Genomic DNA, 26,446 nt, shown 5'->3' on the forward strand with positions numbered 1-26,446 from the left:
GTCGGAATCTCTTCAATCAGCCAGCGCGGCGAGCTTCTCCGCGAGGAGCGCCTCGGCTTCGTCGTCCGAGAGTTGCTTGACGTTGTTGACGATCGCGGCTTCGAGCGCGGCGGCTTCATCCCGCGGCTGCTCGGCCTGGGTCGTGATGGGAAGTTGCAGTTGTTCAGCCAGGTGCACGACGAGCGCCGCCACCGTCGGGTGCCGCCAGACCAGCGTCGCGGGAAGCCTCAGGCCCAGGCTGGCTTCGAGCCGGTTGCGAATCTCCAGCCCCATCAGGGAGTCCAACCCCATGCTGCCCAGGGGCTCCTGCGGATCGATTCGCGAAGGCGCCAGCCGGAGCACATGGCCGGCCTGCTCGCACAGGTGCGCTTCCAGCAACGACGCTCGCTTCAGCACCTCCGCGGCCCGGAGCGTCTCCACGAAAGCACCGCGAACAGCGGGAGTATTCGCGGCGCTGGCCTGCTCACGCGCCAGACGTGACAGGAAGGGCGAGCGCGCCGCCGTCAGGTAGAACTCGCTCCACTGCCGCAGGTCGAAACGCATCACCACCACGCGCGACAGAGGGCTGCTCAGGATGCGGCTCAACGCCTCCAGCGCTTGCGACGGTGGCATGGTGTCCACGCCGCGCTGGGTGATGCGCTCCCCGCGCGCCTCGGCCGCCGCGGCCAGGCCCACGCCGGCCCAAGCCCCCCAGTCAACGCTCAGCGCCGGCAGGCCGAGCCCACGCCGGTACGCCGCCAGCGCATCGAGGAAGACGTTGGCCGCCGCGTAGTTCCCTTGCCCCGGCGAGCCCAGCAGCGAACCCGCCGCGGCGAACAACACGAAGTGCTCCAACGGCGCCGATGCCATCAGCGTGTGAAGATGCCAGGCGCCGTGGACCTTGGGCTCCATCACCGTGCGCAGACGCTCGGCGGTGAGGTTCACCAGCACGCCGTCATCAAGGACCGCCGCCGCGTGGAAGACACCCCGGAGTGGAGGCATCTCCGCCGCCACTTCCCCCAGCACCCGCTCCAGGTCCGGGCGCGCCGCCACGTCCGCCTTGAACACCCGGACTTCGACGCCGCCGGCACGCAGTGCCTCCAGCACCGGCTGCGCCTCCGCAGACGCGCCCTTGCGCCCCAGCAAGGCCAGGTGGCGGGCACCCCGGTCGACCAGCCACTCCGCGAGCTTCAGGCCCAGGCCACCCAGGCCGCCGGAAATCAGGTACGTGGCATCGGCTCGCAACTCCGCCGGCGCCGCCGTGCCGCGCTCCATGCGCGACAGCCGCGCCACGAACCGCGCGGAGCCCCGGAGCGCGACCTGCTCCTCCAGGCTCGACGCGAGGAGCTCATCGGCCAGCACCCGAGCCTGGACCTCATCGCGAGCCCCCAGGTCCACGCTGCAGCACCGGAGTTCGGGATGCTCCAATGTGAGCACGCGTCCCAAACCCCAGAGTGGCGCCTGCTCGACATGGGCCACCTGCTCACCCGGCTTGACGGCCTGGACACCTTCCGTCACCAACCACACCCGAGGCATGTCCCGGAAGCCCGACGCGACCAGGGCCTGCGTGAGGTGGAGCGCGCTTGCCGCGCCAAGCGTGCGCGCCTTCACCAGCGCATCCGTGCCAGCCTCAAGACCGGGCACATCCAGGCTGAAGAGGTGCACGACACCACGGCACGCGGGACGCCCGGCGCCGAACTCCGCGTCGAGAATCCGCGTGAATCCCTCCGCTCGTGACGGGTCCACCACATAGTGGCCGGGCTCGACGAGGCGGGGCTCCTCGCCGTGGGAGACGAGGATGCAACGTTCCCCGCGCTCGCTCAGCACGGCGCGCAGCTTCGCGCCGAAACCAGCACGGTCCGCGAGCACCAACCAGGTGCCGGGCGTGGACTCCGAGACGGCCGTGGGCGTCTCACGCGGCTCTTCCTGCCAGTCCACCCGGTACATCCACCGGTCGATTTCATCCGCGGACCGGCGCCGCACCGCATCCAGACGGCGTGCCATCAGGCCGCGGGCCTCCATCAGGACGTTGCCCTCCGCGTCCAGCAACGTCACATCGGCTTCAATCGATCCTGGGCCACTGCCCGTGCCCGGCCGGACACGAGCGTGACTCCACAGCGCACGTCCGGGCCGCCCGTGCATGCGCAGCGAGTCCACCGCCACCGGGACGAACGTCTCTCCCCTGCGGTCCCCCAGCCCCGCGCCGTTGATGGCTTGCAAGCAGGCATCCAGCAGCGCCGGATGGAGCTGATGCGCCGTCATCTCCGCCGCGACGGAAGGTGACAACTCCAGGCGCGCCACCGCCTCGCCCTCCCCCTTCCACATCTCCTTCACCAGGCGGAAGCTGGGACCGAAGTCGACGCCCCGCTCCAGCATGAGCTGGTAGTGCGTCTCGCCCTCCAGGAGCTCGGGGCACCGCGCCCGCGCCTCGTCGAGCGCGAAGGGCTCCGCTCCCGTACTCTCACTCAGTCGCCCTTCGGCGTGCAGTGTCCAGGCTCCGGCGCCTTCCACCGGACGGCTGAAGACCTGGAAGCGACGGGTGCCATCCGCCTCCGGGATGACGCGCATCTGAACCGACAGCGCCTCTTCCCGAGGGAGCACCATCATCTCCTGGAAGATGACGTCCTCCAGCGCGAGCCGTGCCGGCCCGAAGGCCTCGGCGGCCCCAGCGAGCGCCATCTCCAGGTACCCGGTGCCGGGGAGCACGACCTCCCCGTGGACGACGTGGTCCGCCAGATACGAAGGGCTGTCCGCGTACAGCTCCGTCTGCCACAGGTGCGCGCCGTCCTGTCCCGCCAGGGACAGGTGCGTGCCCAGTAGCGGGTGGTGGCCCGCGTCCCGGGCACGACGGGTCCGCGTGGACGACTCAATCCAGAAGCGCTCGTGCCGCCACGGGTACGTGGGCAGCGCCGCGAGCCGGCCCCGCACGGGGTGCTGGCGCTTGAGGTCCACCTCGTGCCCCACGGCGTAGAGCGCGCCCAGGGACGACAACATCGCCCCGCGCTCGTCTTCGTCACGGCGGAGCGAGGGCAGCACCGTCCCCTCTCGCCCGAGGTGCCGCAGGTGTTGCTCCACGGCGGGCAGGAGGATGGGATGCGGGCTCAGCTCGATGAAGATGTCATGGCCGTCGACCGCGAGCTTCTCGATGGCCTTCGAGAACAGCACCGGCTCGCGCAGGTTGTCCGCCCAGTAGCCGGCACGGAACTCCGCGCCATCCGTCATCCGTCCCGTCACCGTCGAGCAGATGGGCACACGGGACGCGCGCGGCGCGAGGTCCTGGAGCGCCGCGAGCAGGTCGGGCCGCAGCGGGTCCATCTGCGGACTGTGCGAGGCCACGTCCACCTTCACGAAGCGGCAGAAGACGTCCCGTTGCTTGAGCCGCTGGGCGATGTCCTCCAAGGCCCCAGGAGCACCCGACAGCACCGTGGAGCGCACGCTGTTGCTCACCGCGACGGAGACCTGCGACTCCCAGCCGTGAAGGGCCTGCTTCGCCTCTTCCAAAGTCAGGTCCACCAGCAGCATGGAGCCCTGCCCGCTCACGCCTCGAAGCAGCCGGCTGCGGCGGCAGATGACCTTCGCCGCGTCCTCCAGGCTCAGCGTTCCGGCCACATGCGCCGCGGCCACCTCGCCCATGCTGTGCCCCACCACGGCGTCGGGCTCGATGCCCCAGGCGCGCCACAACTCCGCCAGCGCCACTTCCATGGCGAAGAGAACGGGTTGGATGACGTCGATTTCATGGAGGCGGCCCTTGCCCTCTTCGGCGGCCAACTCACCCAGGACGCTGAAGCCCGCGCACGCATGGATGGCCGCGTCGCAGCGCTCCATGGCCTCGCGGAACGCCGTCTCCTCTGCCAGCAGCTTCCGGCCCATGCCCAGCCACTGCGAGCCCTGTCCCGGGAACACGAAGACGACCCGGCGCCGGGTCTGCCCCAATGCACGCCCCGTGGACGCGCCCGGCACGGGCTCACCACGCGCGAAGGCGCCCAGCTTCTCCTCGAGTTCAGCGTGCGTGTGTCCCGAAAGCGCGAGGCGGTGCTCATGGTGGGAGCGCGACAGGGCCGCCGTGGCGCAGACGTCGCGGAGTGACACCTCCGGATGCGCGGCGAGCCAGTGCGCGTGGCTTCCTGCCATGACCTGGAGCGCCTCCGGGCTGCGCGCCGACAGCACGAGCAACTCCGCGCCCCGAGCGGGGACGGCGGGCCGTGATGACGGCACCGGCGGCTCCTGCAAGATGACGTGGGCGTTGGTGCCGCTGATGCCAAACGCGCTCACGCCGGCGAGGCGAGGCTGCTCGGAGCGGGGCCACGGCTGGAGCGCCGTGGGAACGACGACGGGCGCCCCGTCCAGGACGATGTCCGGGTTGAGGCGGTGGAAGTGCAGGTTCGGAGGAATCGCCTCGTGGCGCAGCGATAGGGCCGTCTTCAGGATGCCCGTGAGGCCCGCCGTCGCTTCGAGGTGCCCGACGTTCGTCTTCACCGAGCCCACGTAGAGTGGCGTATCCGCCCGCCGTCCCGCGCCCAGCACCCGCGCCAGCGCTTGCAGCTCGATGGGGTCGCCCAGCGACGTGCCCGTCCCGTGCGCCTCGACAAAGGAGACCTGCGAGGGCTTCAGCCCCGCGCTCGCCAGCGCCTGCTCGATGACCCGCTCCTGCGCCGGCCCGTTGGGCACCATCAGCCCACTGCTGGCGCCGTCCTGGTTCACCGCCGAGCCCGCGACGAGCGACAGAATCTCATCGCCGTTGGCCAACGCATCCGAGAGCCGCTTGAGCACCAGGACGACGCAGCCCTCCGCGCGCACGAAGCCATTGGCGGCGGCATCGAAGCTCTTGCACCGTCCGTCCGGCGCCAGCCCTCGGCTGCTGGAGAGGGCAACTGTCGGGTCCGGCATCAGCATGAGGTTGACGCCGGCGGAGAGCGCCAGGTCGCACTCGCGGTTGCGCAGGCTCTGGCAGGCCACGTGGAGCCCCACCAGCGACGACGAGCACGCCGTGTCGATGGACATGCACGGCCCCTGGAGGCCCAGCGTGTACGCCAGCCGGCCCGCCGCCGCGTTCAGCGAGGTCCCCGTCAGGTGATAGATGTCCGGCGCATCCCCAAGCTGTCGCGCCTGGAGCTGCGCGTAGTCGCTGCCGATGATGCCCAGGAAGACACCGGACTTGCTTCCCGCGAGCTGGTCCGGTGGTTGACCCGCGCGCTCCAGCGCCTCCCACGCGACCTCCAGCAGCATTCGCTGCTGCGGATCCATGCGCGAGGCTTCCCGGGGCGAGACGCCGAAGAAGGCGGCGTCGAACTGGTCCACGCCGTCAATGAAGCCGCCCCAACGCGCATAGGTGCGGCCCCGCTTGCTCGGGTCAGGGTCGAAGAGCGCCTCCGCGTCCCACCGCTCACGCGGCACCTCGGTGATGGCGTCCACACCCTGGCTCAGCAGGCGCCAGAAGGCCTCGGGTGTCCGCACGCCGCCGGGAACGCGGCAGGACGCACCGACGATGGCGATGGGCTCCGAGCGCGCGCGCTTGAGGGCTTCGCTCTCCGCGTGCAGGTCGAGCGCCAGCAACGCGAGCCTCTTGGGAGAGAGGCTCGAAATCTTCTCGTAGAATTCCTTGCTCATCGCAGTCGTCCGATTCAGCTCAGCTTCTGGGCAATCAACCGCTCGACTTCGTCGTCCGACAGCTCGGTGACCTGCGCCAGCCGCTCCGACAGGTCACCGATGTCCGAAGGCACCGGGGATGACTTCTGCACGGGAGCCGCCGCCACCGTGGGCAGCGGGATGTCCACCGCGGTGACGCTCCCCGCCAGACGCTTCGCCAGCGCCAGGACGGTGGGATGGTCGAACGCGAGACTCGCCGGCAGCTCCTTCTCGAGTCCGCGCTGCAACACATTGCGCAGCTCCACGGACATCTGGGACGTCATCCCCATCTGGAAGAAGCCACGGTCCGCGGGGGGCAGGTCGCTGGGAGCGAAGCCGAGAATGCGCCCCACCTCGCCCTGGATGCGCTGCACGAGCGTGTCGAACCGGCGATCGGCAGGGAGCGCCTTCAACTCCGAGAGCAACCGTGCCCGCGAGCTGGCACCACCACCTGTGGCCGGCGACGCCGAGCCCATGTTCAGCAGGAAGGGCCGGCGACGCCGAGCCTCCCAGATGGGCTTGAGCACGGACCAGTCCACGGAGGCGACCGTCTTGTGGCTCACGCCCGACCGCAGCACCTGTCCCATCGCATCGAGCGCGCGCTCCGAGGCCATGGGGTTCAACCCGAAGCGTGCGTAACCCAGCGCGTTGTCGGCGCGCTCTCCGCCAATCTCGTCCCACGTCCCCCAGTGAATGGTGGTCGCGGGCAGCCCTTCGGCCCGGCGGTGGTGCGCCAGCGCTTCCAGGAACTGATTGCCCGCCGCGTAGTGCGCCAGACCGGAGGCGCCCCACAGCGTGGACGTCGACGAGAACATCACGAAGAAGTCGAGTTCGAGCCCGCGCGTCAGCTCGTGCAGCACCCAGCTTCCGAGCACCTTCGGACGCATCATCGCCGTCGTGGCGGAGACATCCAGGTCCTCCAACCGGCACTCCGTGATGAGCGCGGCGGCATGAATCACACCGCGCAACGGAGGCAGCGTCGCCGCCGTGTCGCGCAGGAGCGCCACCATCCGCTCTCGGTCCGCCACGTCCGCGGAAATGGGCGTAACAGTCGCCCCGAGCGCCCGGAGCGACTCGAGCTCCTCGCGGCGCCGCACCGACGCCGCATCGTCCGCACCGGAGACCCCACTGCGGCCCAGCAGCACCAGGTGCCGCGCGCCCCGCTCCACCAGCCACCGCGCCACCTTCAGCCCCAACCCGCCCAGGCCTCCCGAGACGAGGTACGTCGCGTCCGAGCGCAGGCGCACCGCCTCCACGGCCGTCCCCGCCCTCCCCCGTGTGAGCCGGGGAACCAGCGAGCGCCCATCGCGGAAGGCGAGCTGGTCCTCTCCATCCGTTCCGAACGCGGAGACTTCTCGCAGCACCGAGGTGACTTCATCCGGCGACCGCGTCGGCGGCAGGTCGATGAGGCCGCCCCACACACCCGGCTGTTCCAGCGAGACGCTCCGGCCCATGCCCCACAGAGGCGCCTGGGCCAGCGACACACGTTCGGTCCCCACGCCCGTGACCTGCGCGCCCCGCGTCACGACCCAGAGCCGCGCACGCCCTGGCACCTCCATGAGGGCCTTCACCAGGTGCAGCGCCGCCACCGTGGACGCGGGTACTGCCGTCTGCCCATCCAACGTTTCGTCGAGGCCCCACAAGAAGAGCGCCCGGCCTTCGTGTCCTGCCGAGAGCGATGGAAGCTCTCGCAGCAAGCGCGCCATGTCCTCCGGCCGCTGCGGGTCCACCACGAAGCTTCGCGTACCCTGGCGCTGGAACGCGTCCCCCGTGGTCACCGTGACAAAAGGGCTGCCCTGACGCCGCAGTTCCTCGGCGAAGGCCGCGCCCCAACCACCCCGGTCCGCGAACACAAGCCAATCCGTGGGAGCCGCCTGGGGTGTCCCCGCCGGCCGCGCCTCCCACGTCACGTCGTGGAACCAGTCCTGCGCGCGGACCTCCCCCAACACCTCGAGCAGCCGCTCCGCCGCCACGTGCCGCAACCGGACACCGCGCGCCACCGCGACCGGGCGACCATCCGCGTCCAGCAGGGACAGTGTGCCCAGCCGCTCCTCAGGATGAGACGCGGACGAAATGGATACGTGAGCCCACCGGGCGTCCACGCTGCCAGGGACGCACTCGAAGGATTCGAGCCCCAGGGGCATGAAGAGCGCCGCCTGCCCCGGCTCGGCCGCCAGCGCAATCGCCAGCGTCTGGAGCCCGGCGTCCAGCAACGCGGGATGAAGCTGATACTGGGACGCTTCCTGAAGTCGCTCCGCGCCCAGCACCACCCGCCCCAGCGCCTCTCCCGGCCGCCGCCACGCCTCGCCCAGTGTCCGCAGCGGCTCGTCGTACTGGACGTTGCAGCGCTCCAGCTCGCCGTAGACCGCCGCGCCCGGGACATGCTCCACACAGCGCGCACGGACCGCGTCGATGGACGCCAACGCGCCCAGGGAAGCACTGAGCACCTGGACATGGCCCCGGCAATGGCGCACCCATCCCGCCTCGGACGAGGCCCCGCCCACCGCGCGGCTGTGGATGTGGAACTCGTGCTTGCCTCCTGCCTCCGAAGAGAGGTGGACCTGCACGAGCCGCCGCGGGGTCTCCGTCAGCACCAGCGCCCGCTCGAACTCGACGCCGGACAGCACCCGGTCCCCAGTGCCCAACGCATTGGCGGCGACGCTCAGCCCGAGCTCCACCAGCGCCGAGGCAGGAACGACCGCGACGCCACCCAACCGATGCGCACCGAGCCACGGCAGCGAGTTGCTCCCCAGCTCCAGCTCGAAGACCTGGCCATCGACCCCGTGAGCCACGCTCACCGGCCGGCCCTTGAGAGACGTCACCGGCTCGACCATCGCGGCCACGGGCGTGGCCACCGCGTCCAGCCAGTACCGCTTGTGCTGCCAGGGATAGGTGGGCAGCGGGAGCGGCGTCCCACCCTCCGGGAAGAAGCGCTTCCACTGCACGGGGAATCCCGCACGGTACAACGCGCCCACGGACTCCAGCAGCACCGTCCGCTCGGCCTCCTCGCGGCGCAGGGACGGAAGCGTCACGCCCTCGCGCCCCACGTGCTGCAGACACCGCTCCACGGCGGGAAGCAGAATCGGGTGCGGGCTCATCTCCAGGAAGACGGAGTGCCCCGCCTCGGCGAGTTGCAGCACCGACGAGGAGAAGAGCACCGGGTCGCGCAGATTGCGGACCCAGTAGGCGGCATCAAAGCCGGAGCCGTCGCAGGAGGCGCCGGTCACCGTGGAGAGAATGGGCACGCTGGAGCGTCCGGGCCGCACCGCCGAGAGCACGGAGAGCAGTTCGTCACGCAGCGGGTCCACCTGCGGACTGTGCGAAGCCACGTCGACCTTCACCCAGCGGCAGAAGACGTTGCGCGACTCCAGCTCGGCGCGAATTGATTCGAGCGCGGCATTCTCCCCCGACAGCACCGTGGAGGTCGGACTGTTGCTGACCGCGATGGCCACGCGGTCCTCGCGGCCCGCCAGCGTCTTGCGCGCGTCCTCCAGGGTCAGCTCCGTCGCGAGCATGGCCCCCTGGCCGCTGATGCGCCGCAGGAGCTTGCTGCGCAGGCAGATGACGGCCGCCGCGTCCTCCAGGGAGAGCGCGCCCGCGACGTGCGCCGCGGCCACCTCGCCCATGCTGTGCCCCACTACCGCGTCCGGCGCGACGCCCCAGGAGCGCCACAGCGCGGACAGCGCCACCGCCATGGCGAACAACACCGGCTGCACGACGTCGATGTCCTGAAGCCGGGAGTCCTCGGCGGGTGCGCGCAGCACGTCGGCCAGACGCCACGTGACGTGGGGCCGCATGGCCGTGTCGATGCGCTCCACGGCCTCACGGAAGACAGGCTCCTGTTCGAGGAGCTGCCGCCCCATGCCGGCCCACTGCGAGCCCTGCCCCGGGAACACGAAGACCGCCTTGCGCCGGGTATCCGTGTCCGTCGCCGCCGGAGCAGGTCCCTCCAAGGCGAACTCCCGAAGCTGCCGCGCCACCGCCTCCGCCGAGTCCCCCGCGACAGCTATCCGGTACTCGTGGTGGGTCCGCCGCAGCGCCGCGGTGAAGCAGACATCCCGGAGCGACACCTCCGGGGACGACATGAGGACGTCCGCGTACTTCCGGGCCAACGCTTGAAGCGCGGCGGGTGAGCGCGCCGACAACGGCAGCAGATACGCCCCTTGAGAAGGCGCAGCGGGCGCCGCCGAAGCCACGGGGGCCTCTTCGAGAATCACATGGGCATTCGTTCCGCTGATGCCAAACGAGCTGACCGCGCCCCGGCGCCTGCGCGTCTCCTGCGCGGGCCAGGGGTACAGTTTCGTGGGAACGGTGAGGGCCTCACCGCCGAAGTCGATGCGCGGGTTGAGCCGCTGGAAGTGCGCGAGCGGCGGGACGGCCCCGTGCTGCATCGACAGGACCATCTTGATGATGCCCGCGATGCCTGCGGCCGACTCGAGGTGGCCGATGTTCGTCTTCGCCGCGCCCACCACCAGCGACCGCTCCGAGGTGCGCCCCTGGGCATACACCTCGTGGAGCGCCTCCATCTCGATGGGGTCGCCCAACGAAGTCCCGGTGCCGTGGGCCTCGACGCAGTCGATGTCGGCGGGTTCCAGGTTCGCGCTCTGGAGCGCCTGGCGGATGAGCGCCTTCTGAGCGAGCACGTTGGGCGCCGTCAACCCCGCCGACTTGCCGTCCTGGTTGACGGCGGAGCCCCGAATGAGCGCGAGGACGGTGTCCCCCGCCGCCAGCGCATCCGACAGCCGCTTGAGGACGACCACGCCGCAACCCTCGCCCCGCACGAAGCCGTTGGCGCGGGCATCGAAGGTCTTGCAGCGTCCATCCGGCGCGAGCGCCTGGGCGCGGGACACACGGCTCGACGACAGCGGCGACAGGATGAGGTTGACGCCGCACGCCAGCGCCATGGAGCACTCCTGCTGGCGGAGACTCTGCGCGGCCAGATGCAATGCCACCAGGGATGACGAACACGCGGTGTCCACGGACAGGCTGGGCCCCTGGAAGTCCAGGAGGTACGACAGCCGCCCCGGCACCACGCAGTTGATGGCGCCCGTCACGCTGCTGGAGTCACGGGCGGACGGGTTGCCCACCTGCAACAGCGCGTAGTCGTCGCTGTACACGCCCACGAACACGCCCGTGCGGCTCCCCGCCAGCCGAGACATGTCCTGGCCCGCGTTCTCCAGCGCCTCCCACGCCACTTCCAGGAGGATGCGCTGCTGAGGGTCCATCCGATGCGCTTCGTGCGGAGAGATGCCGAAGAAGTCCGCGTCGAACTGGTCCACCGCGTTGATGAAGGCGCCCCACTTCGCGCCCAGCTTCTCCTGGGCCTCGGGGTCCATCCGCGCCATGTCCTCACGCGTCCACCGCGAGGATGGCACCTCGGTGACGGCGTCCACGCCGCTGCACAGGAGGTTCCAGTACGACGCCGGGTCGTTCCCTCCGCCTGGGAAGCGGCAGCCCATGCCGATGATGGCCACGGGCTCCGACCGGCTGCCCTCCACCGCGTCGAGCCGCGACTTGAGGTCCATCGCCAGCAGCGCGAGCCGCTTGGGGGAGTACTGCGCAATCTTCTCCGCGAACGTCGTCATGAGCCTTGCGCCATCCTCTGAGCGAACAGCCGCTCGACTTCTTCTTCCGTCAGGTCGTCAATCTCGCTGGCCGTCACATCCGCCTGGGGGGCCTTCGCCGGTGCCACCTCCGGCGCGGGCTCGGGGTGCGAGTCCTCCAGCGGGAGCGCCAGCTTCTCCGCCAGGAACGGCGCCAGCGCGGCCACCGTCGGATAGGTCCACACCACCGTCGCGCTGAGCTTCAGCCCGAGCGCCGCCTCCAGGCGGTTGCGAATCTCCATGCTCATCAGCGAGTCGAGCCCGAAGGTCACGAGCGGTGTCCGTGGCTCGATGCGCGCGGGCGCCATCCGCAGCACCCCGCCAATCAGCTCGCGCAGGTGCGTATCCAGCAGGCCGCGACGCTCGGACGGACGGGCCGCTTCGAGTTGCTCTCGAATCCGGCTCTTGCCCGCGCTCACAGCGGGCCGGCTGGACGGCTCCTGCGCCAGCTTCGTGAAGTACGGCGACTGCGCCGCGGCCAGATAGAAGCCCAACCACTGGCGCGGCTCGAAGGCCATGACGCTGAGCTGCGGCCGCGCCTGTCCCAGCAGCATGCCAAGCGCCGTCAGCGCCTTGTCCGGCGCCATGCCTCCCAGGCCACGTGCCTCCAGGCGCTCACCGCGGATGGACTGCGCCGCCGCGAGTCCCACCTGCGTCCAGGTGCCCCAGTTGATGCTCAGCGCGGGCAACCCCTCCGCCCGGCGGGCCTGGGCCAGCGCGTCCATGAAGGCATTCGCCGACGCGTAGTTCGACTGTCCCGGCGTGCCCAGCGAAGCGGCCACGCTGGAGAACAGCACGAAGTGCTCCAGCGGCAGGTGTCGCGTCTGCGCGTGCAGGTTCCAACTGCCCAGGACCTTCGGTGCCGACACCGAGGCGAAGCGCGCCTCGGTGAGGTTGAGCAACAGTCCGTCCTCGAGGAGTCCCGCGGCATGGAACACGCCACGCAGCGGGGGCATCGCTTCCTCCACCCGAGCCAACGCACCCGTCACGTCCTCCAGCCGCGCGACGTCGCCCTGGAAGGACTCCACCCGAGCGCCGGCCTCACGAAGCGCCGCAAGCGCCTGCTCCGCCTCCGCGGAGGGAGCGCGGCGGCCCATCAGCAGCAGGTGACGTGCGCCCTGAGAAACGAGCCAGCGCGCGAGTTCCAGCCCCAGGCCACCGAAGCCCCCCGTGATGAGGTAGGTGCCATCCTCGCGCAGCAGCGTCGCCGGTTCACGGGCGGACAGCGCATCCGCCGCCCGAGACAGCCGCGCCACCAGTCGCGTGCCCCCTCGCCACGCGGTCTGGTCCTCGAACGAGGTTGATGACAGCTCCCGCAGGAGCGCATCCGCCGCGACGTCCGCGCCGCCTTCCAGGTCCACACGGGTGCAGCGCAGCTCCGGTTGCTCCACCGCCAGCACCTGCCCCAACCCCAGGAGCGGAGCCTGCGCCACCGCGACACGTTCCGCCGCCTTGCCCGCGGAACGTGCCCCACGTGTGGCCAGCCAGAGCCGGGGCGCATCCCGCCAGCCCGCCCCCGAAAGCGCCTGCACCAGGTGCAGCACGCTGGTGGTCCCCAGCCGCCGCGAGTCCTCCAGCGACTGTGGCGTCAGCGCATCCGTTGAGGCCATGTCCAGGCTCCACAGGTGCACCACGCCGCGGCAAGGCGGAACGCCAGCGCCCAACAGGTCCGTGAGCAACCGGCGCCAGTGCTCCGGATTCCGGGGGTCCACCTCGGCACTCCGCGGTCCGGTCACCCGGTACGCCTCACCCGGCGCGACGAGCACGCACGTCTCGCCTCGCGTCCGGAGCTGCGCGGACAGCCGCTGCCCCACCCCGCCGCCGTCCTGGAGAATCAGCCAGCTTCCCGGCGTGTGCTCGGGCCACGCCAGCTCCGCCGGCAGCGGCCGCTCCTCCCAGTCCACCTGGTAGAGCCACGCGCCAAGCTCCTTGCGGGCGGAGGCGCCCGCATCCAGGCGGTACAGGCGCAGCGCTTCGAGTTCCAGCAGCACCTGGCCCTGCTCATCCAGCAACCAGAAGTCGAAGGTGCGCTCACGCGCGCTCTCGTCCCCTTCCCCACGAACCTTCACTCGCGCCCAGGCCGCGCGCCCGGGACGCTGGAAGAAACGAATCCGCCCGATGCCCACCGGCACATGCGTCGCTGGAGCGGACGTCGCGGTCAGCGGAGCAAGGAGCTCCACCGCCACCTGCAGTCCCGCATCCAGCAGCGCGGGGTGGAGCCGGTACGCACCCGCCTCCAAGGCCACCGTGTCGGAGACCTCCAGGCGTCCCAGTGCCTCCTGCTCACTGCGCCAGATGTCCCGCAGACCCTGGAACGTCGGGCCATACATGAGGCCTTGCGCCTGCCGACGCTGGTAGTGCGCTTCAGCGGAGACCGCCACCGTGACGCGCGCCCGGAGCGCCTCGGGTGATTCAACAGCCGCGCCCGCACGTGCCTCCCGCCGCACCGTCCCCGCCGCGTGCTTGCGCCAGGCCGTCTCGCCCTCCGCGCGGCTGGCAATCTGGAAGGTGGCGCGGCCCGGCTCCTCCTCGGACAGCACCACCTGCACGCGCCTCGACTGGCCCGGCTCCAGCGCGAGCATCTCACTGAAGGAGACGTCCTCCAGCACGAGCCCCGTCTCGCCCAGCACCTCCGCGCCGGCGCTCAGCGCCATCTCCACGTAACCAGCGCCCGGGAAGACAACGTCCCCCCACACGCAGTGGTCGGCCAGATAGGGGAACGCCGCCGTGCTCACGGTCCGCTCCCAGAAGTGAGTCCCGGGTTGGACGGACGAAGAGAGTGAACCACCGATGAGGGGATGTCCCTTCCGGTCCTCGAGGACCACTCCCCCCGGCTGCGCATCCACCTCCACCTCGTCCGGGAGCCAGAAGCGCTCCCGCTGCCACGGGTACCGAGGGAGCGCGACGACACGGCCCTTCACCGGGTGCAGCGCCTTCCAGTCCACCGCGCAACCCCAGGCGTACAGCGCCGCGAGGGACTCCAGCAGGCCGCGGCGCTCGGGCGTCTGTCGCCGCAAGGACGCAAGCGCGATAGCGCCCTGTTTCGACTCGCGCAGCGTCTCCTCGATGGGCGCGAGCAACACCGGGTGTGGGCTCACCTCGACCAGCACCGTGAAGCCATCCGCCAGGAGCTGCTCGACAGCACCGTGGAACAGCACCGGCTCGCGCAGGTTGCTGACCCAGTAGGCCGGGTGGAAGTCCGCGCCGTCGCTCGTCTGGCCCGTCACCGTGGAGTAGATGGGCACGGGCGCCCCTTGAGGCGCGACACCGTCGAGCACCCGCAGGAGGTCATCCTTCAGCGAGTCCATCTGCGGACTGTGAGAGGCGACGTTGACCTTCACCCGGCGGCAGAAGACGCCCTGGCTTTCGAGCTGCGGCAGCAGCGACTCCAATGCGTCGGTGTCACCCGAGAGCACCGTGGAGCGCGCGCTGTTGCTGACCGCGACGGAGAGCCGCGTCTCGTGGCCGGCCAGCGCCTCGCGGGCCTGCTCCAGCCCCAGTTCCACCACCGCCATGGCCCCCTGCCCGCTCTTGCGGCGCAGGAGCTGGCTGCGCAGGCAGATGATGCGCGCCGCGTCCTCCAGGCTCAGCGCGCCCGCGACGTGCGCCGCGGCCACCTCGCCCATGCTGTGCCCCACCACCGCGTCCGGCGCGATGCCCCACGAGCGCCACAGTGCGGCCAACGCCACCTGCATGGCGAAAAGCACCGGCTGCACCACGTCGATGTCCTGCAGACGCGAATGCTGCTCGTCCGCCAGCAGTTCCGCCGAGAGCGACCAGTCCACGTGCGGCCGCATGGCCTGCTCGCACGCCTCGATGGCGGACCGGAACACCAGCTCCTCACGCAGGAGCTGACGCCCCATGCCCAGCCACTGGGAGCCCTGTCCCGGGAAGACGAAGGCCACCTTGGCCCGTCCCTCGGGACTCACCCGTCCCTCACTCACACCCGGCGGGAGCTCCCCCCGCGTGACGGCGTCCAGCGCCTCCGCCAGCTCCCGTCGCGAGCCGCCCACCACCGACAAGCGGTGGGACAAGTGGCCGCGGCGCACGCTCGCGGTGTAGGTGACGTCATCGAGCGGCGCGCCCGGCTCCCCACCCAGGAAGTCGCGCCAGTCCGCGGCCAGCGCCTTGAGTGCCTCCGGGCTCCGCGCCGACAGGGGCAGCAGGTGCACGGCCTCCCCGTCATGGTCCACCCCACGCGTGGCGAGTGCATCCCACCGGACCGGCTGTCCCGACGCGTAGAGCATGCCCAACGAATCGAACAGCGTGGCGCGCTCGTCCTCCTGCCGCCGCAGGGAGGGCACCACGCGGCCCTGCCGCCCCAGGTGCTTCAGCGTCGCGTCGATGGGGTGCCGCAGAATCGCATGCGGACTGACCTCCAGGAACGTGTCGTAGCCCTCCTGGATGGTGTGGGAGAGCGCGCCGGTGAAGAGCGTGGGCCACGCGATGTTCCGCACCCAGTGGGAGGCGTCCGCGCTCGTGCCGTCGATCTCCGCGCCGGTGATGGACGAAATCAGGGGAACGCGCGACGGGCGGGGCCGGATGTCCCAAAGCTCCTCGGTCAACGCGTCCGCCAGCACGTCCATGCGGGGGCTGTGCACCGGAACGTCGATGTCCACCTGCCGGCAGAAGACTCCGCGCTGTTGCAGCGACGCGAGCACCTCGACCAGTGCGTCCACATCCCCCGACAACACCGTCGAACCCGCGCCCGAGTCGATGGCGCGGAACAACCGCCCCTCGTAGCCCACGAGCAGTTCGGCGGCCTCCGCCCATGGGACGCCCACGACCGCCAGGCTGCCCTTGCCCGCCTGCGTGTGCATCAGCCGGCTCTCGGCGCAGACGACGCGGAGGGTGTCCTCGATGTCCAGGACTCCCGCCGCATACGCCGCCGACACCTCGCCGATGCTGTGCCCCACCACGGCGCCGGGCTCGATGCCCCACGAGCGCCAGAGGTCCGTCAGGGCCATCTCCACCGACACAATCGCGGGCAGCCCGATGTCGAGCCGGCCCAGCCGCGCCGCCGCGTCGTCAGCGGCCAGCACTTCCAGCAGCGACCAACCTTCGTACTCCCGGATGAGCGCATCGCAACGCAGCAGCGTCGCCCGGAACACGGGCTCGGCGTCCAGCAACGGCAGGCCCATGCGGGGCCACTGGCAGCCGTGTCCCGAATAGACGAATACCGGCTTGCGGACCGCGACCTCCGCCACCGTCCCCACGGACACACCTGGGCGCGGCACTCCCGCCAGGAAGCTCTCCAGGCCCGCACGAAGGTCCTTCCGGGTCCGGACCGTCACCGTCAGGCGGTGCGCATGCGCGCCCGCGTCCGGCTCGGCCGCGCGGAGCAGCTCGGCCAGCGGCAGGTGCTCCCGGGCCGTCACGCGGCCCAGCAGACCCTGCGCGGCGCCCCGAAGCGCCTCCGCCGTCTCACCCGACAGGTGGAGGAGCCGTGCCTCGGGGAGGCTCGCCTCTTCCATCACGACGTGGCAGTTCGCGCCCCCGAAGCCGAAGGAACTGACGCCCGCGATGAGCTTCCGGTCGGGCTCCGGCCAGTCGCCCAGGGTGTGGTGGACCGACAGGCCCATCGCCTCGAAGGGAATGAGCGGATTGGGCTTCTCGTAGTGGAGGCTGGCTGGAAGCGCGCGGTGCTTGATGCACAGCGCGGTCTTGATGAGCCCGGTGATGCCCGCCGCGGCCTCCAGGTGCCCGATGTTCGTCTTGCAGGAGCCAATGAGCAGGGGCTTGCCCTCGGGCCGTCCCGCGCCGAGCACCTCGCCCAGGGCCTGTGCCTCCAGCGGGTCTCCCAACTGCGTGCCGGTGCCATGCGCCTCGACGTACTGCACCTCCGCCGGCTCGACACCCGCGCTGGCGCATGCCTGACGGATGACCTCCGCCTGCGCCTTGGGGTTGGGCGCGGTGAGGCCGTTGCTGCCACCATTGTTGTTGATGGCACTGCCACGGATGACGCAGTAGATGGCGTCGCCGTCCGCGAGCGCCAGGGAGAGCGGCTTGAGCACCGCCACACCCGCCCCCTCGCCGCGCACGAAGCCGTTGGCGCGGGCATCGAACGTGTAGCAGCGCCCGTCTGGAGAGAGGGCCCCCAGCTTGGACAGGGACACCGTGCTCTCGGGGGCGATGGTGAGATTCACACCGCCCACCAGGGCCAGCGTCGACTCGCCCCTGCGCAGGCTCTCACAGGCCAGGTGCACCGCCGTGAGCGAGGACGAGCAGGCCGAGTCGATGGAGAAGCTCGGCCCTCGCAGCCCCAGGACGTAGGAGACCCGGTTGGCCAGGACGCTGTGGTGATAGCCCGTGGACGTGTACGAGGAGATGCGCTTCATGCCGAAGCGCTGCAGCGTCATCTCGTAGTCCATCCACGCGGCGCCGAAGCAGACCGCCGTGGGTGAGCCCTGTAGCCGGTCCGCGGCGATGCCCGCGTCCTCCAGCGCCTCCCAGCTCAGCTCCAGCATGAGCCGCTGCTGCGGGTCCATGTGGAGCGCCTCCTTCGGCGAGATGCCGAAGAAGAGCGGGTCAAAGCCATCCACGCGATCCAGGTAGCCGCCCCAGCGGGAAATCACCTTGCCGGGCGCCGCGGGGTCTCGATCATAAAGGCGGTTGACGTCCCACCGGTCCGGCGGCACTTCCGTGATGGCATCCGTCCCACCCACGAGCAGGCGCCAGAAGGCCTCCGGATCCGGCGCCTGGGGATAACGACAGGCCAATCCAATAATGGCGATGGGCTCATGGGCCCGGGCAATACGTGCCAGGGAGTGCGAAGACGCCCCATCCTGCTCACCCGCGAGGTATCGGGCCAACGCATCCAGCGTGGGATACTCCCAGGCAAGCGTGGGAGACAATGAACGCCCCAGCATCGCCCCCACCTCCGCGATGAAACCGGTGGCCTTCAGCGAATCAAGCCCATACAGACTGAAGCGCTCCCGGACATCCAGAGTGTGAGCCTCGATTCCCAATCGCTGAGCAAGGACCGCGCTCAAACGAGCCCGCACTTCGGCCAAACCCGCCTTCGACAACCCATTTTGTGGCGACACTCGGACCTCTAACTGGCACGCTCGAAAGCCGGGCTTTGCCTCGGCGAACGAGATGACGACGGACGCAGTCCGCCTCCCCCCCGCGATAGACCCGATACAAGGAAGAGCGGATCAATGCCAAATCCATAACGTTGGCGCAAGCCAATCAGCACGAAGCCGTTTCGTGCACTTTCACGAGAACCGGACACTCCAAACGGAGCAACCCATGTCTCTCAACTACCAAGACTCCGACCGACGCATGTTTGATCTAAAAATCAAACATGAGCGACCCCAGTAAAACTAATTGCGAACAGAACGTTCCCAGACCTGGCACGTCAGCCGGGCGGAGTACGCGCCACCGCCATTCCGGGGAAATCTCAGAACCCATACACATAAAACCTATCAGTCGCCCAGCGTCCCCCGGGGCCGATGCCCAGGGGGTTCCACCAGCAAACGCAATGGCCTGGATGTGTCCTCCAGACGCCAGCCGGCTCCACCTGATGGGCAGCCCGAGTTCCGCGCCGCGAAGCAATCATCGGGCGCATGAATTCTTATGATAAATCAATACAGCACCGCGCCGCGGGCGGCCGGCCCCGCACGGCGCACTGTCAGGAAATTCGATGCCGAACGTCCGCGGCCCCGGACCGCGAGGAGGCAACCCGAATGGAACTTTCCCCAGGCGAAGTGGAGCAGTTCATCGAGCGTGGACTCGTGCGGCTGGACCAGGCGTTTCCCCGCGAGCTGGCGGACACGTGCCGCGAGCTGCTCTGGCGCGACACGGGCTGTGCTCCGGACAATCCGGCCACCTGGAAGCAGCCGGTCATCCGGCTCGGCGACTATGCGCAGGAGCCATTCCGGCTGGCGGCGAACACGCCCCGGCTGCGAGGCACGTTCGACCAGTTGGTGGGGCCCGGACGCTGGCTCCCCCGAGGCAGCCTGGGCACCTTCCCCGTGCGCTTTCCCAGCCCGGACGCGCCCGGAGACGACGGCTGGCATGTCGATGCCAGCTTCCCAGGTGAAGACCCGAGCTCGTTTTTCTCCTGGCGAGTGAATGTGGCGTCGAAAGGCCGCGCCCTGCTGATGCTCTTCCTCTTCTCCGACGTGGGAGAGGACGACGCCCCCACCCGCATCCGCGTGGGCTCCCACCGGGACATCGCCCGCGTGCTCGCCCCCGAGGGAGACACGGGACTGACGTTCATGGAGCTCGCCGGGAAGCTCGACGTGTCGGCCCACCGGCCGCTCGCGCTCGCCACGGGAGAGGCCGGCACCGTGTACTTGTGCCACCCCTTCCTGGTCCATTCCGCCCAGCCGCATCAGGGAACCCGGCCGCGCTTCATGGCCCAGCCGCCGCTCCTGTCCCGCACACCTTTCGCGGTTCAGGGCCCGGAGGACGACGCCTCGCCGGTGGCACGCGCCATCCGGCAGGCGCTGAGTGAAACGCGCGCGTAGCCCGCGCGCGCCCCGCGTCGCTACTTCCTGGCGCGCTGACGCTGACGCTTGAGGCTCTCCAGTTGCCGCTTGGCCCGGTCCTGCGCGGCTTCCACCTGGGACTGCGCCGCCGCGGGCCCCTGCCGCGCGAAACGCGCCAGGGTGCTGATGGTGGGGTGCTCCAGCAGCTTCAGCAGGGGCAGGTCCTGTCCCAGCACCGACTTGAGCTGTGTGTGCACCTGCACCATCAGGAGCGAGTGGCCGCCCAGGTCGAAGAAGTTGTCGTGCACGCCCACCTGCTCCACGCGGAGGACGCTGCGCCACACCTGGGCAATCTGCTCCTCCAGCTGCCCCTGCGGCGCCACGAAGGCCGCCTTCGCGGAGCGCACCACGTTCGGCGCGGGCAGGGCCTTGCGGTCCACCTTGCCATTGGGCGTCAGCGGGAGCGCCGGCAGCTCCATGACGAGCGACGGAACCATGTGTTCCGGCAACCGCTGCGCCAGGGCGTCGCGCAGCGCGGACGCCTCCACCGTGGCGCCCTGCGCGGGCACCACGTAGGCAACGAGCCGCACGTCGCCGGGCACATCCTCGCGCGCCACCACCACCGCCTCGCGCACCGAGGGCTGGGAGGTGAGCGCCGCCTCGATTTCCCCTGCCTCGATGCGGAAGCCACGCACCTTGAGCTGGTGGTCCACGCGGCCGAGGAACTCCATGGTGCCGTCGGGCCGCCACCGTGCGCGGTCACCCGTGCGGTACAGCCGGGCCCCGGGCTCACGGGCCCAGGCATCCGGAATGAAGCGCTCCGCCGTCAGCTCGGGCCGGCCCAGGTAGCCACGCACCACGCCCGCGCCGCCGATGTACAGCTCACCCGCCACGCCCACCGGTGCCGGCTGCAGCCGTGCGTCGAGGACGTACAGGCACGTGCGCAGCAGCGGCGTGCCGATGGAGACGACCGCCGCCGTCTCCTCCTCGGCCACGCGCGCCGTGGAGGACCAGATGGTCGTCTCCGTGGGGCCGTACATGTTGAGCAGCTCGGCGGACTCCGGCAGCGCCTTGCGCAGGGACGCGGCCAACGCGCCCGGAAGGGCCTCGCCGCCCACCATCAGCCGGTGCAGGCCGCCCAGCGACTCGACGGACTCGGGCTCGGACAGCAGCGCGCGCGCCAGGGACGGCGTGCACTGCAGGTGCGTCACGCCGTGCTCGCGGAGCTGATCGGGAATCGTCTTCGTCGTGCCCGCGCGGCGGCTGTCCCGCACGCAGCGCTGCCGCACCTCGTCCAGCAGCGGCAGGCTGGCCAGCACCGTGTCGGCGGGAATGCCGAAGTCGATGAGGCAGCCCACCTCGTCCACGCCCAGGGCCTGGAGCTGCCCGACGCGCTCGCGCACCGAACGCGGCGTGCCGAACAGGCCGCTCGTCTCGAAGTAGCGGTCGAAGGCATGGCCGGCGAGCCGGTCCAGGTCCGCCTCCGTGGCCGAATCCATGTCGATGCCCAGCGTGCTCCCCAGGCCTCGCATCAGGTCGGCCGAGCTCTTGAGGTAGTTGCGGAAGGGCTGCTCCACCACCTCGCGCACCTTCGCCATGTCCTCGCCGATGAAGGTGTGCAGCATGAGGGTGACGTGGCCCTCGCCCGCGTGGCCCGCGTCGCGCCAGGCCTGACGGTAGAGGGACAGCTTCTTCTCCAGGTCCTCCCACGTCTGCCCCAGCAGGTGCGTGAGGATGTTGCACCCCAGCCGGCCCGCGGAGATGAACGTCTCCGGGTTTCCCGCGGCGGTGAGCCACACGGGCAGCTCCGCCTGCACGGGACGGGGGCGCAGCTTCACATCCACCTGCGCGCCGCCACCGCCCGGGAAGCGCACCGTCTCCCCACGCCACAGCCGGCGCACGGTGTCGATGCCTTCCATCATCAGCTCGCGGCGCTTCTCGTACTTCTCCGGCGCGAAGACGAAGTCATTGGCGTGCCAGCCGGAAGCGACGGAGATGCCCACGCGCCCGCCGGACAGGTTGTCCACCAGGGACCACTCCTCCGCCACGCGCACGGGATGGTGGAGTGGCAGCACCACGCTGCCCGCGCGGATGGCCACGCGCTTCGTCACGGTGGCGACAGCCGCGCCCACCACGGAGGGATTGGGGTACAGGCCGCCGAAGGCGTGGAAGTGGCGCTCCGGCGTCCACACCGCCGCGAAGCCATGGGTGTCCGCGAACTTCGCGCCCTCCAGCAACAGCCGGTAGCTGCTCTCCCCGCGCGACACCTCCGCGTCATCCGCGAAGTAGAACAGGCTGAAGTCCATGGGGCGCTTCCGGGCCCCCGCGGCGCGCGCGGGCGCCTTGAGTGAGGCCCCCTCCCCTTGCACCACCACCTTGAAGCCGCGGGTGAGCGTCCACAGCAACTCCAGGACGGAGATGTCGAAGGAGATGCTGGTGACGGCCAACCAGGCGCCCGCGGGCGAGTGGCCCACGCGCACGTCCATGGCGGCGAAGAAGTTGGCCACGCCCCCGTGCGGCACCACCACGCCCTTGGGCCGCCCCGTGGAGCCCGACGTGTAGATGACATACGCCGCGTTGTCGGGCGTGGTCCCCAGGGCCAGCGGTGACGCCGGCGTCGCCGCGTAGGGCTCCGCCGTATCCACCAGCACGGTGTGCAGGCCGGCCACGGGCAGCGTCCCCGCCAGATGGGACTGCGTGACAAGCACGCGCGCGCCCGAGTCCTCCAGCATGTACGTGAGCCGCTCCCGGGGATAGTCCGGGTCCAGGGGCACGTAGGCGCCGCCCGCCTCGAGGATGCCGAGCATCCCCGCCACCATCTCCGCCGAGCGCTCGGCGCACAGGCCCACGCGCACCTCGGGGCCCACGCCCAGGCCTCTCAGGTGCAAGGCCAGCGCGGACGCACGGCGCGCCAGCTCCGCGTAGGTGAGCGTCCCATCCTCGGCGACCACCGCCACCGCGTCGGGCGTGCGGGCGGCCTGCTCACGGAATTGCGCGTGGATGCAGTGCGAAGGGTCCTGGGAGAGCGGCGCCGTGAAGTCGTTCCAGCGCTCCAGCAGCGAGCGGCGCTCCGCCTCGCCGAGCAGCGGCAGGTCCTCCACACGCGCGTCCGGAGCAGCGACGATGCCCCGCAGCAACGCCTCCAGGTGTCCCGCGAGCCGCGCCATCGTCTCGGCCGAGAAGAGGTCCGAGCGGTACTCCAGCGCCCCCTCCAGCCCTCGCGGCGTCTCCACGACGGCGAGCTGCAGGTCGAACTTCGCCGTGCCCTCCACGGCGCCGTCCGGCACGGGCAGCACCGGGCGCCACTGCATGCCCGGCACGTCCATGTCCACCGGCGGCAGGCTCTCCAACACCAGGTTCGCCTGGAACAGCGGGTTGTCGCCGCCACGGACCGCGCGCGACGCGCCCACCACTTCCTCGAAGGGCAGGTCCGCGTGGGCCAGGGCCTCGTGGAACGTGTGGCGCATGCGGCCCAGCAGCTCCCGGAAACGGGGCGCGCCCGACACGTCCGCGCGGAGCACCAGCGTGCTGGCGAAGAACCCCACCACGTCACGCAGCTCGGCCCGGTCCCGCTGCGCGAAGATGGTGCCCAGGCCGAAGTCGTCCTGACCGCTGTAGCGGTGCAGCAGCGCCGCCCAGGCCGCCGCGAGCGTGACGAAGAAGGTACAGCCCTCGCTCCGGCCCACCGCCTTGAGCGAATCCACCAGCTCGGCCGGCAGCGCGAAGCGGTGGAGCGCGCCGCGGAAGCCCGGCTCCCGGGGACGCGGGAAGTCCGTGGGCAACTCCAGGCGCGGCAGGTTCTCCAGCTTCCGCGCCCAGTAGGCACGCTGCCCGTCCAGCGCGCCGCCCAGCCCGTGCTGCCAACGTGCGTAGTCCACGTACTGCAAGGCGGGCGCGCCCAGCGACGCGGCGGCGCCAGCCACCTCCGCGCGGTACAGCGCGGCCAGCTCCCGGGCCAGCACCCCAATGGACCAGCCATCGGTGACGATGTGGTGCTGGGTCATCAGGAGCACGTGCTCCTGCTCCTCCAGCGCAACCAGCGCCGCACGCACCAGCAGGCCCTCTGACAGATTGAAGGGCGCCTCGCCCTGGGCCCGGGCCAGCTGATTCAGCCGCGCGTCACGCTCGGCGGGCGAAAGCGCCCGCAGGTCCTCGCGGGCCACGTCCAGCGGACGCAGGGGCGGCAGGAGCTGGCGCGGCTGGCCCTCCACTTCGGGGAAGGCCGCGCGCAGCACCGCGTGACGCGACAGGAGCCCTTGCAGCGCACGCTCCAGCGCGGGCACGTCCAACGCACCGGAGAGCCGGAGCTGGAAGTGGACGTTGTACAGCGCGCTCTCCGGCACCAGCCGGTCCAGGAACCACAGGCGCTGCTGACCGGGCGACAGCGGCAGTTCTCCCTCCAGCGAGCCGGCCTTCAGCGGCGGCACGGCGGGCGCGGCGGAGCCCTTCCACGCGTCCACCAGATGCGCGGCGGCGGCCCCCAGCGTCGGGTGCTGCCAGAGGAAGGCCACGGGCAGCGACACACCGAGTTCCTCTTCCAGCCGGCCGTGCAGCTCCAGCGCCATCAGCGAATCGAGCCCCAGGCTGGCCAGCGACGTCTCCGGCGCCAGGGACGCGGGCGCCGTGCGCAGCACCCGCGCGGCCTCCACGCGGAGGAAGTCCACCAGCAGCGCCGGACGGGCCTCCTCGGACGCCAGGGCCAGGCGCTCGCGCAGGGGCGCGGACGGCGTGGAAGGCACGGCCTCCGGCACCGGAGCAGCCTCCTCGCCCGACACCTCCACCACCTCCAGCGAGCCCGCCAGGAAGCCATCACGACAGGCGCGGCGCTGAATCTTCCCGCTCGACGTCTTCGGAATGCTCCGGGCCTGGAGCAGCACCACCGTGTGCGCATGCACCTGGTGCTCATCGGCGAGCGCGCGGCGCAGGGCGCCCACCACCGCCGGGCCGTCGAAGCCTTCGCGCACGTCGACCTCGGAGACCACCACCAGCCGCTCCTCCCCCTCCACGTCCACGGAGAAGGCGGCGCTGCAGCCGGGACGCACCGCGCGGTGCGCGCGCTCCGCGGTCATCTCCAGGTCCTGCGGATACAGGTTCCGGCCCCGGACGATGAGTAGATCCTTGAGACGGCCGGTGATGAAGAGCTCGCCCTCCGGCGACAGGAAGGCCAGGTCGCCAGTGCGGAGGAAGGGCCCCTCGCCGTTGGCGAGCCGCGCGCCGAAGGCATGCGCCGTCTCCTCCGGACGATCCCAATACCCACCCGCCACGCTGGGGCCAGCGACCCAAACCTCACCCACCTCGTTCGAGGCCCGAGGCACCCGCGTCTCCGGGTCCACGATGAGCAGCCGCTGGTCCGGCGCGCCCTGACCGGAGGACACCAGCGTGCGCGCCGTGGGCCCCTCCGCCGCGCCAGACGCGGGCTTCGCGCGCCCCAGTTCCAGCGAGCCGGTGTCGTAGCGCTCCTGTACACACGGCGTTCCCTTCACGCCGCCGCTGACGATGAGCGTCGCCTCGGCCAGGCCGTAGCAGGGATAGAAGGCCTCGCGCCGGAAGCCAGCGGGCGCGAACGTCTCCGCGAAGCGCTCCATCGTCTCGCGCCGCACGGGCTCCGCGCCGTTGAAGGCCAGGTCCCAGTGGCTCAAATCCAGACGGGCCACGTCTTCGGCGCGGGCCTTTCGCGCGCACAGGTCGTAAGCGAAGTTGGGTCCACCACTGACCGTCCCCTTGAAGTGGGAGACGGCCTCCAGCCAGCGCAAGGGCCGCTGAAGGAACGCGATGGGCGACATCAGCACGCACGGGAAGCCCAGGTAGAGCGGCTGCAACACCTTTCCGATGAGCCCCATGTCATGGAACATGGGCAACCAGCCCACGCCCACCGAGCGCTCCGCCTGCAACCCGAAGTCACGCGTAATCAACGACTCGTTGTGGAGGATGTTGGCATGGCTGACCTTGACGCCCTTCGGGTTGCCCGTGGAACCCGACGTGTATTGCAAGAAGGCCAGCGACTCGGACGTCAGGTCCGGGCGCTTCCAGTCCGCGGCCTCGGCTTCCGGCACCGCGTCACTGGCAATCCACTGCAGCTCACCCAGCTCGGGAGCCTGCGGCGTGAGGAACTCCGCCATCTCCTGGATGGTGCTCGTCGTCAGCACGTAGCGCGCGCCACAGTCCCGGGCGATGGCGCGAAGGCGCGGTAGCGTGCGATCCAACCGCGTGGGGTCCGGCGGGTAACACGGCACGGCGATGACGCCGCCATACAGACAGCCCATGAAGCCCGCGACGAACTCCAGGCCGGGCGGGTAGAGCAGCAGCGCCCGCTCCCCCTTCGCGCCCAGGGCACGCAGCCGAGCCCCCAGCGACCGCGCCCGTGAATCCAGCCGCCGGTAGGTCCACTCCTCCACCGGGCCGTCCACGTCTCCTGTCTCCAGGAAGCGATACAACAGCGCGTCGCCTTGAGACTCGGCGCGTTGACACAACACGTCCACCAGGGTGGGGAAACGGTGAGCTCGCGGCTCGATGTGCTCGGTCATGTCTTCTCCAGCGCTGGACACGGCCCGGGTTGACACGCGGCCACGACCCTTGACTGAGCACGGAGACCCCCCGGTAGACATCTTCCGGCCAAGGCTCCCCGAGACAGCATGCCGCTTCGCCCGGAAGAGGAAGCACGCTCGTACCGCGCTTGAGCCCGCCCCCTCGATACAGCGCAGCTTGTGCCACCGCCGTTGCCTGCTTGTCCATATAAACGATAAGATCTATTATTACAGCGATAGCGGTTCCTGATAAAAAGAACGCGGTATCCGGTTGGACGTC

General features: G+C 70.5%; 5 protein-coding genes. 1 reads left to right on the plus strand and 4 read right to left on the minus strand.

The genetic code is table 11. From position 1 onward, the window contains the following. Positions 1-12 precede the first annotated feature (12 nt). Genes OZ403_RS23425 through OZ403_RS23435 form a run of 3 tightly spaced genes read right to left on the minus strand, consistent with a single transcriptional unit; the run spans position 13 to position 18,199 of the window. Positions 13-5,586 (minus strand): type I polyketide synthase, encoded by a 5,574-nt coding sequence (locus tag OZ403_RS23425; RefSeq protein ID WP_268781787.1) that lies wholly within the window; start codon positions 5,584-5,586, stop codon positions 13-15. A gap of 14 nt (positions 5,587-5,600) precedes the next feature. After that, positions 5,601-11,189, minus strand: a complete 5,589-nt coding sequence (locus tag OZ403_RS23430) for a type I polyketide synthase (RefSeq protein WP_268781788.1) — start codon at positions 11,187-11,189, stop codon at positions 5,601-5,603. Next, entirely contained in the window at positions 11,186-18,199 is a 7,014-nt protein-coding gene (locus OZ403_RS23435; RefSeq protein WP_268781789.1) for a type I polyketide synthase, read from the minus strand. The genes OZ403_RS23430 and OZ403_RS23435 overlap by 4 nt, the downstream gene beginning before the upstream one ends. Before the next feature lie 696 nt (positions 18,200-18,895). Between OZ403_RS23435 and OZ403_RS23440 the strand changes: the two genes are divergently transcribed. Continuing rightward, positions 18,896-19,681 (plus strand): phytanoyl-CoA dioxygenase family protein, encoded by a 786-nt coding sequence (locus OZ403_RS23440; protein ID WP_268781790.1) that lies wholly within the window; start codon positions 18,896-18,898, stop codon positions 19,679-19,681. A gap of 20 nt (positions 19,682-19,701) precedes the next feature. On the opposite strand, the gene OZ403_RS23445 is transcribed toward OZ403_RS23440, so the two are convergent. Next, a complete protein-coding gene (locus tag OZ403_RS23445) occupies positions 19,702-26,166 on the minus strand; it encodes a MupA/Atu3671 family FMN-dependent luciferase-like monooxygenase (protein WP_268781791.1) in 6,465 nt (2,154 codons plus the stop codon). Positions 26,167-26,446: the final 280 nt, after the last annotated feature.

Source organism: Myxococcus sp. NMCA1 (assembly GCF_026810205.1).
GTDB classification, from domain to species: domain Bacteria; phylum Myxococcota; class Myxococcia; order Myxococcales; family Myxococcaceae; genus Myxococcus; species Myxococcus xanthus_A.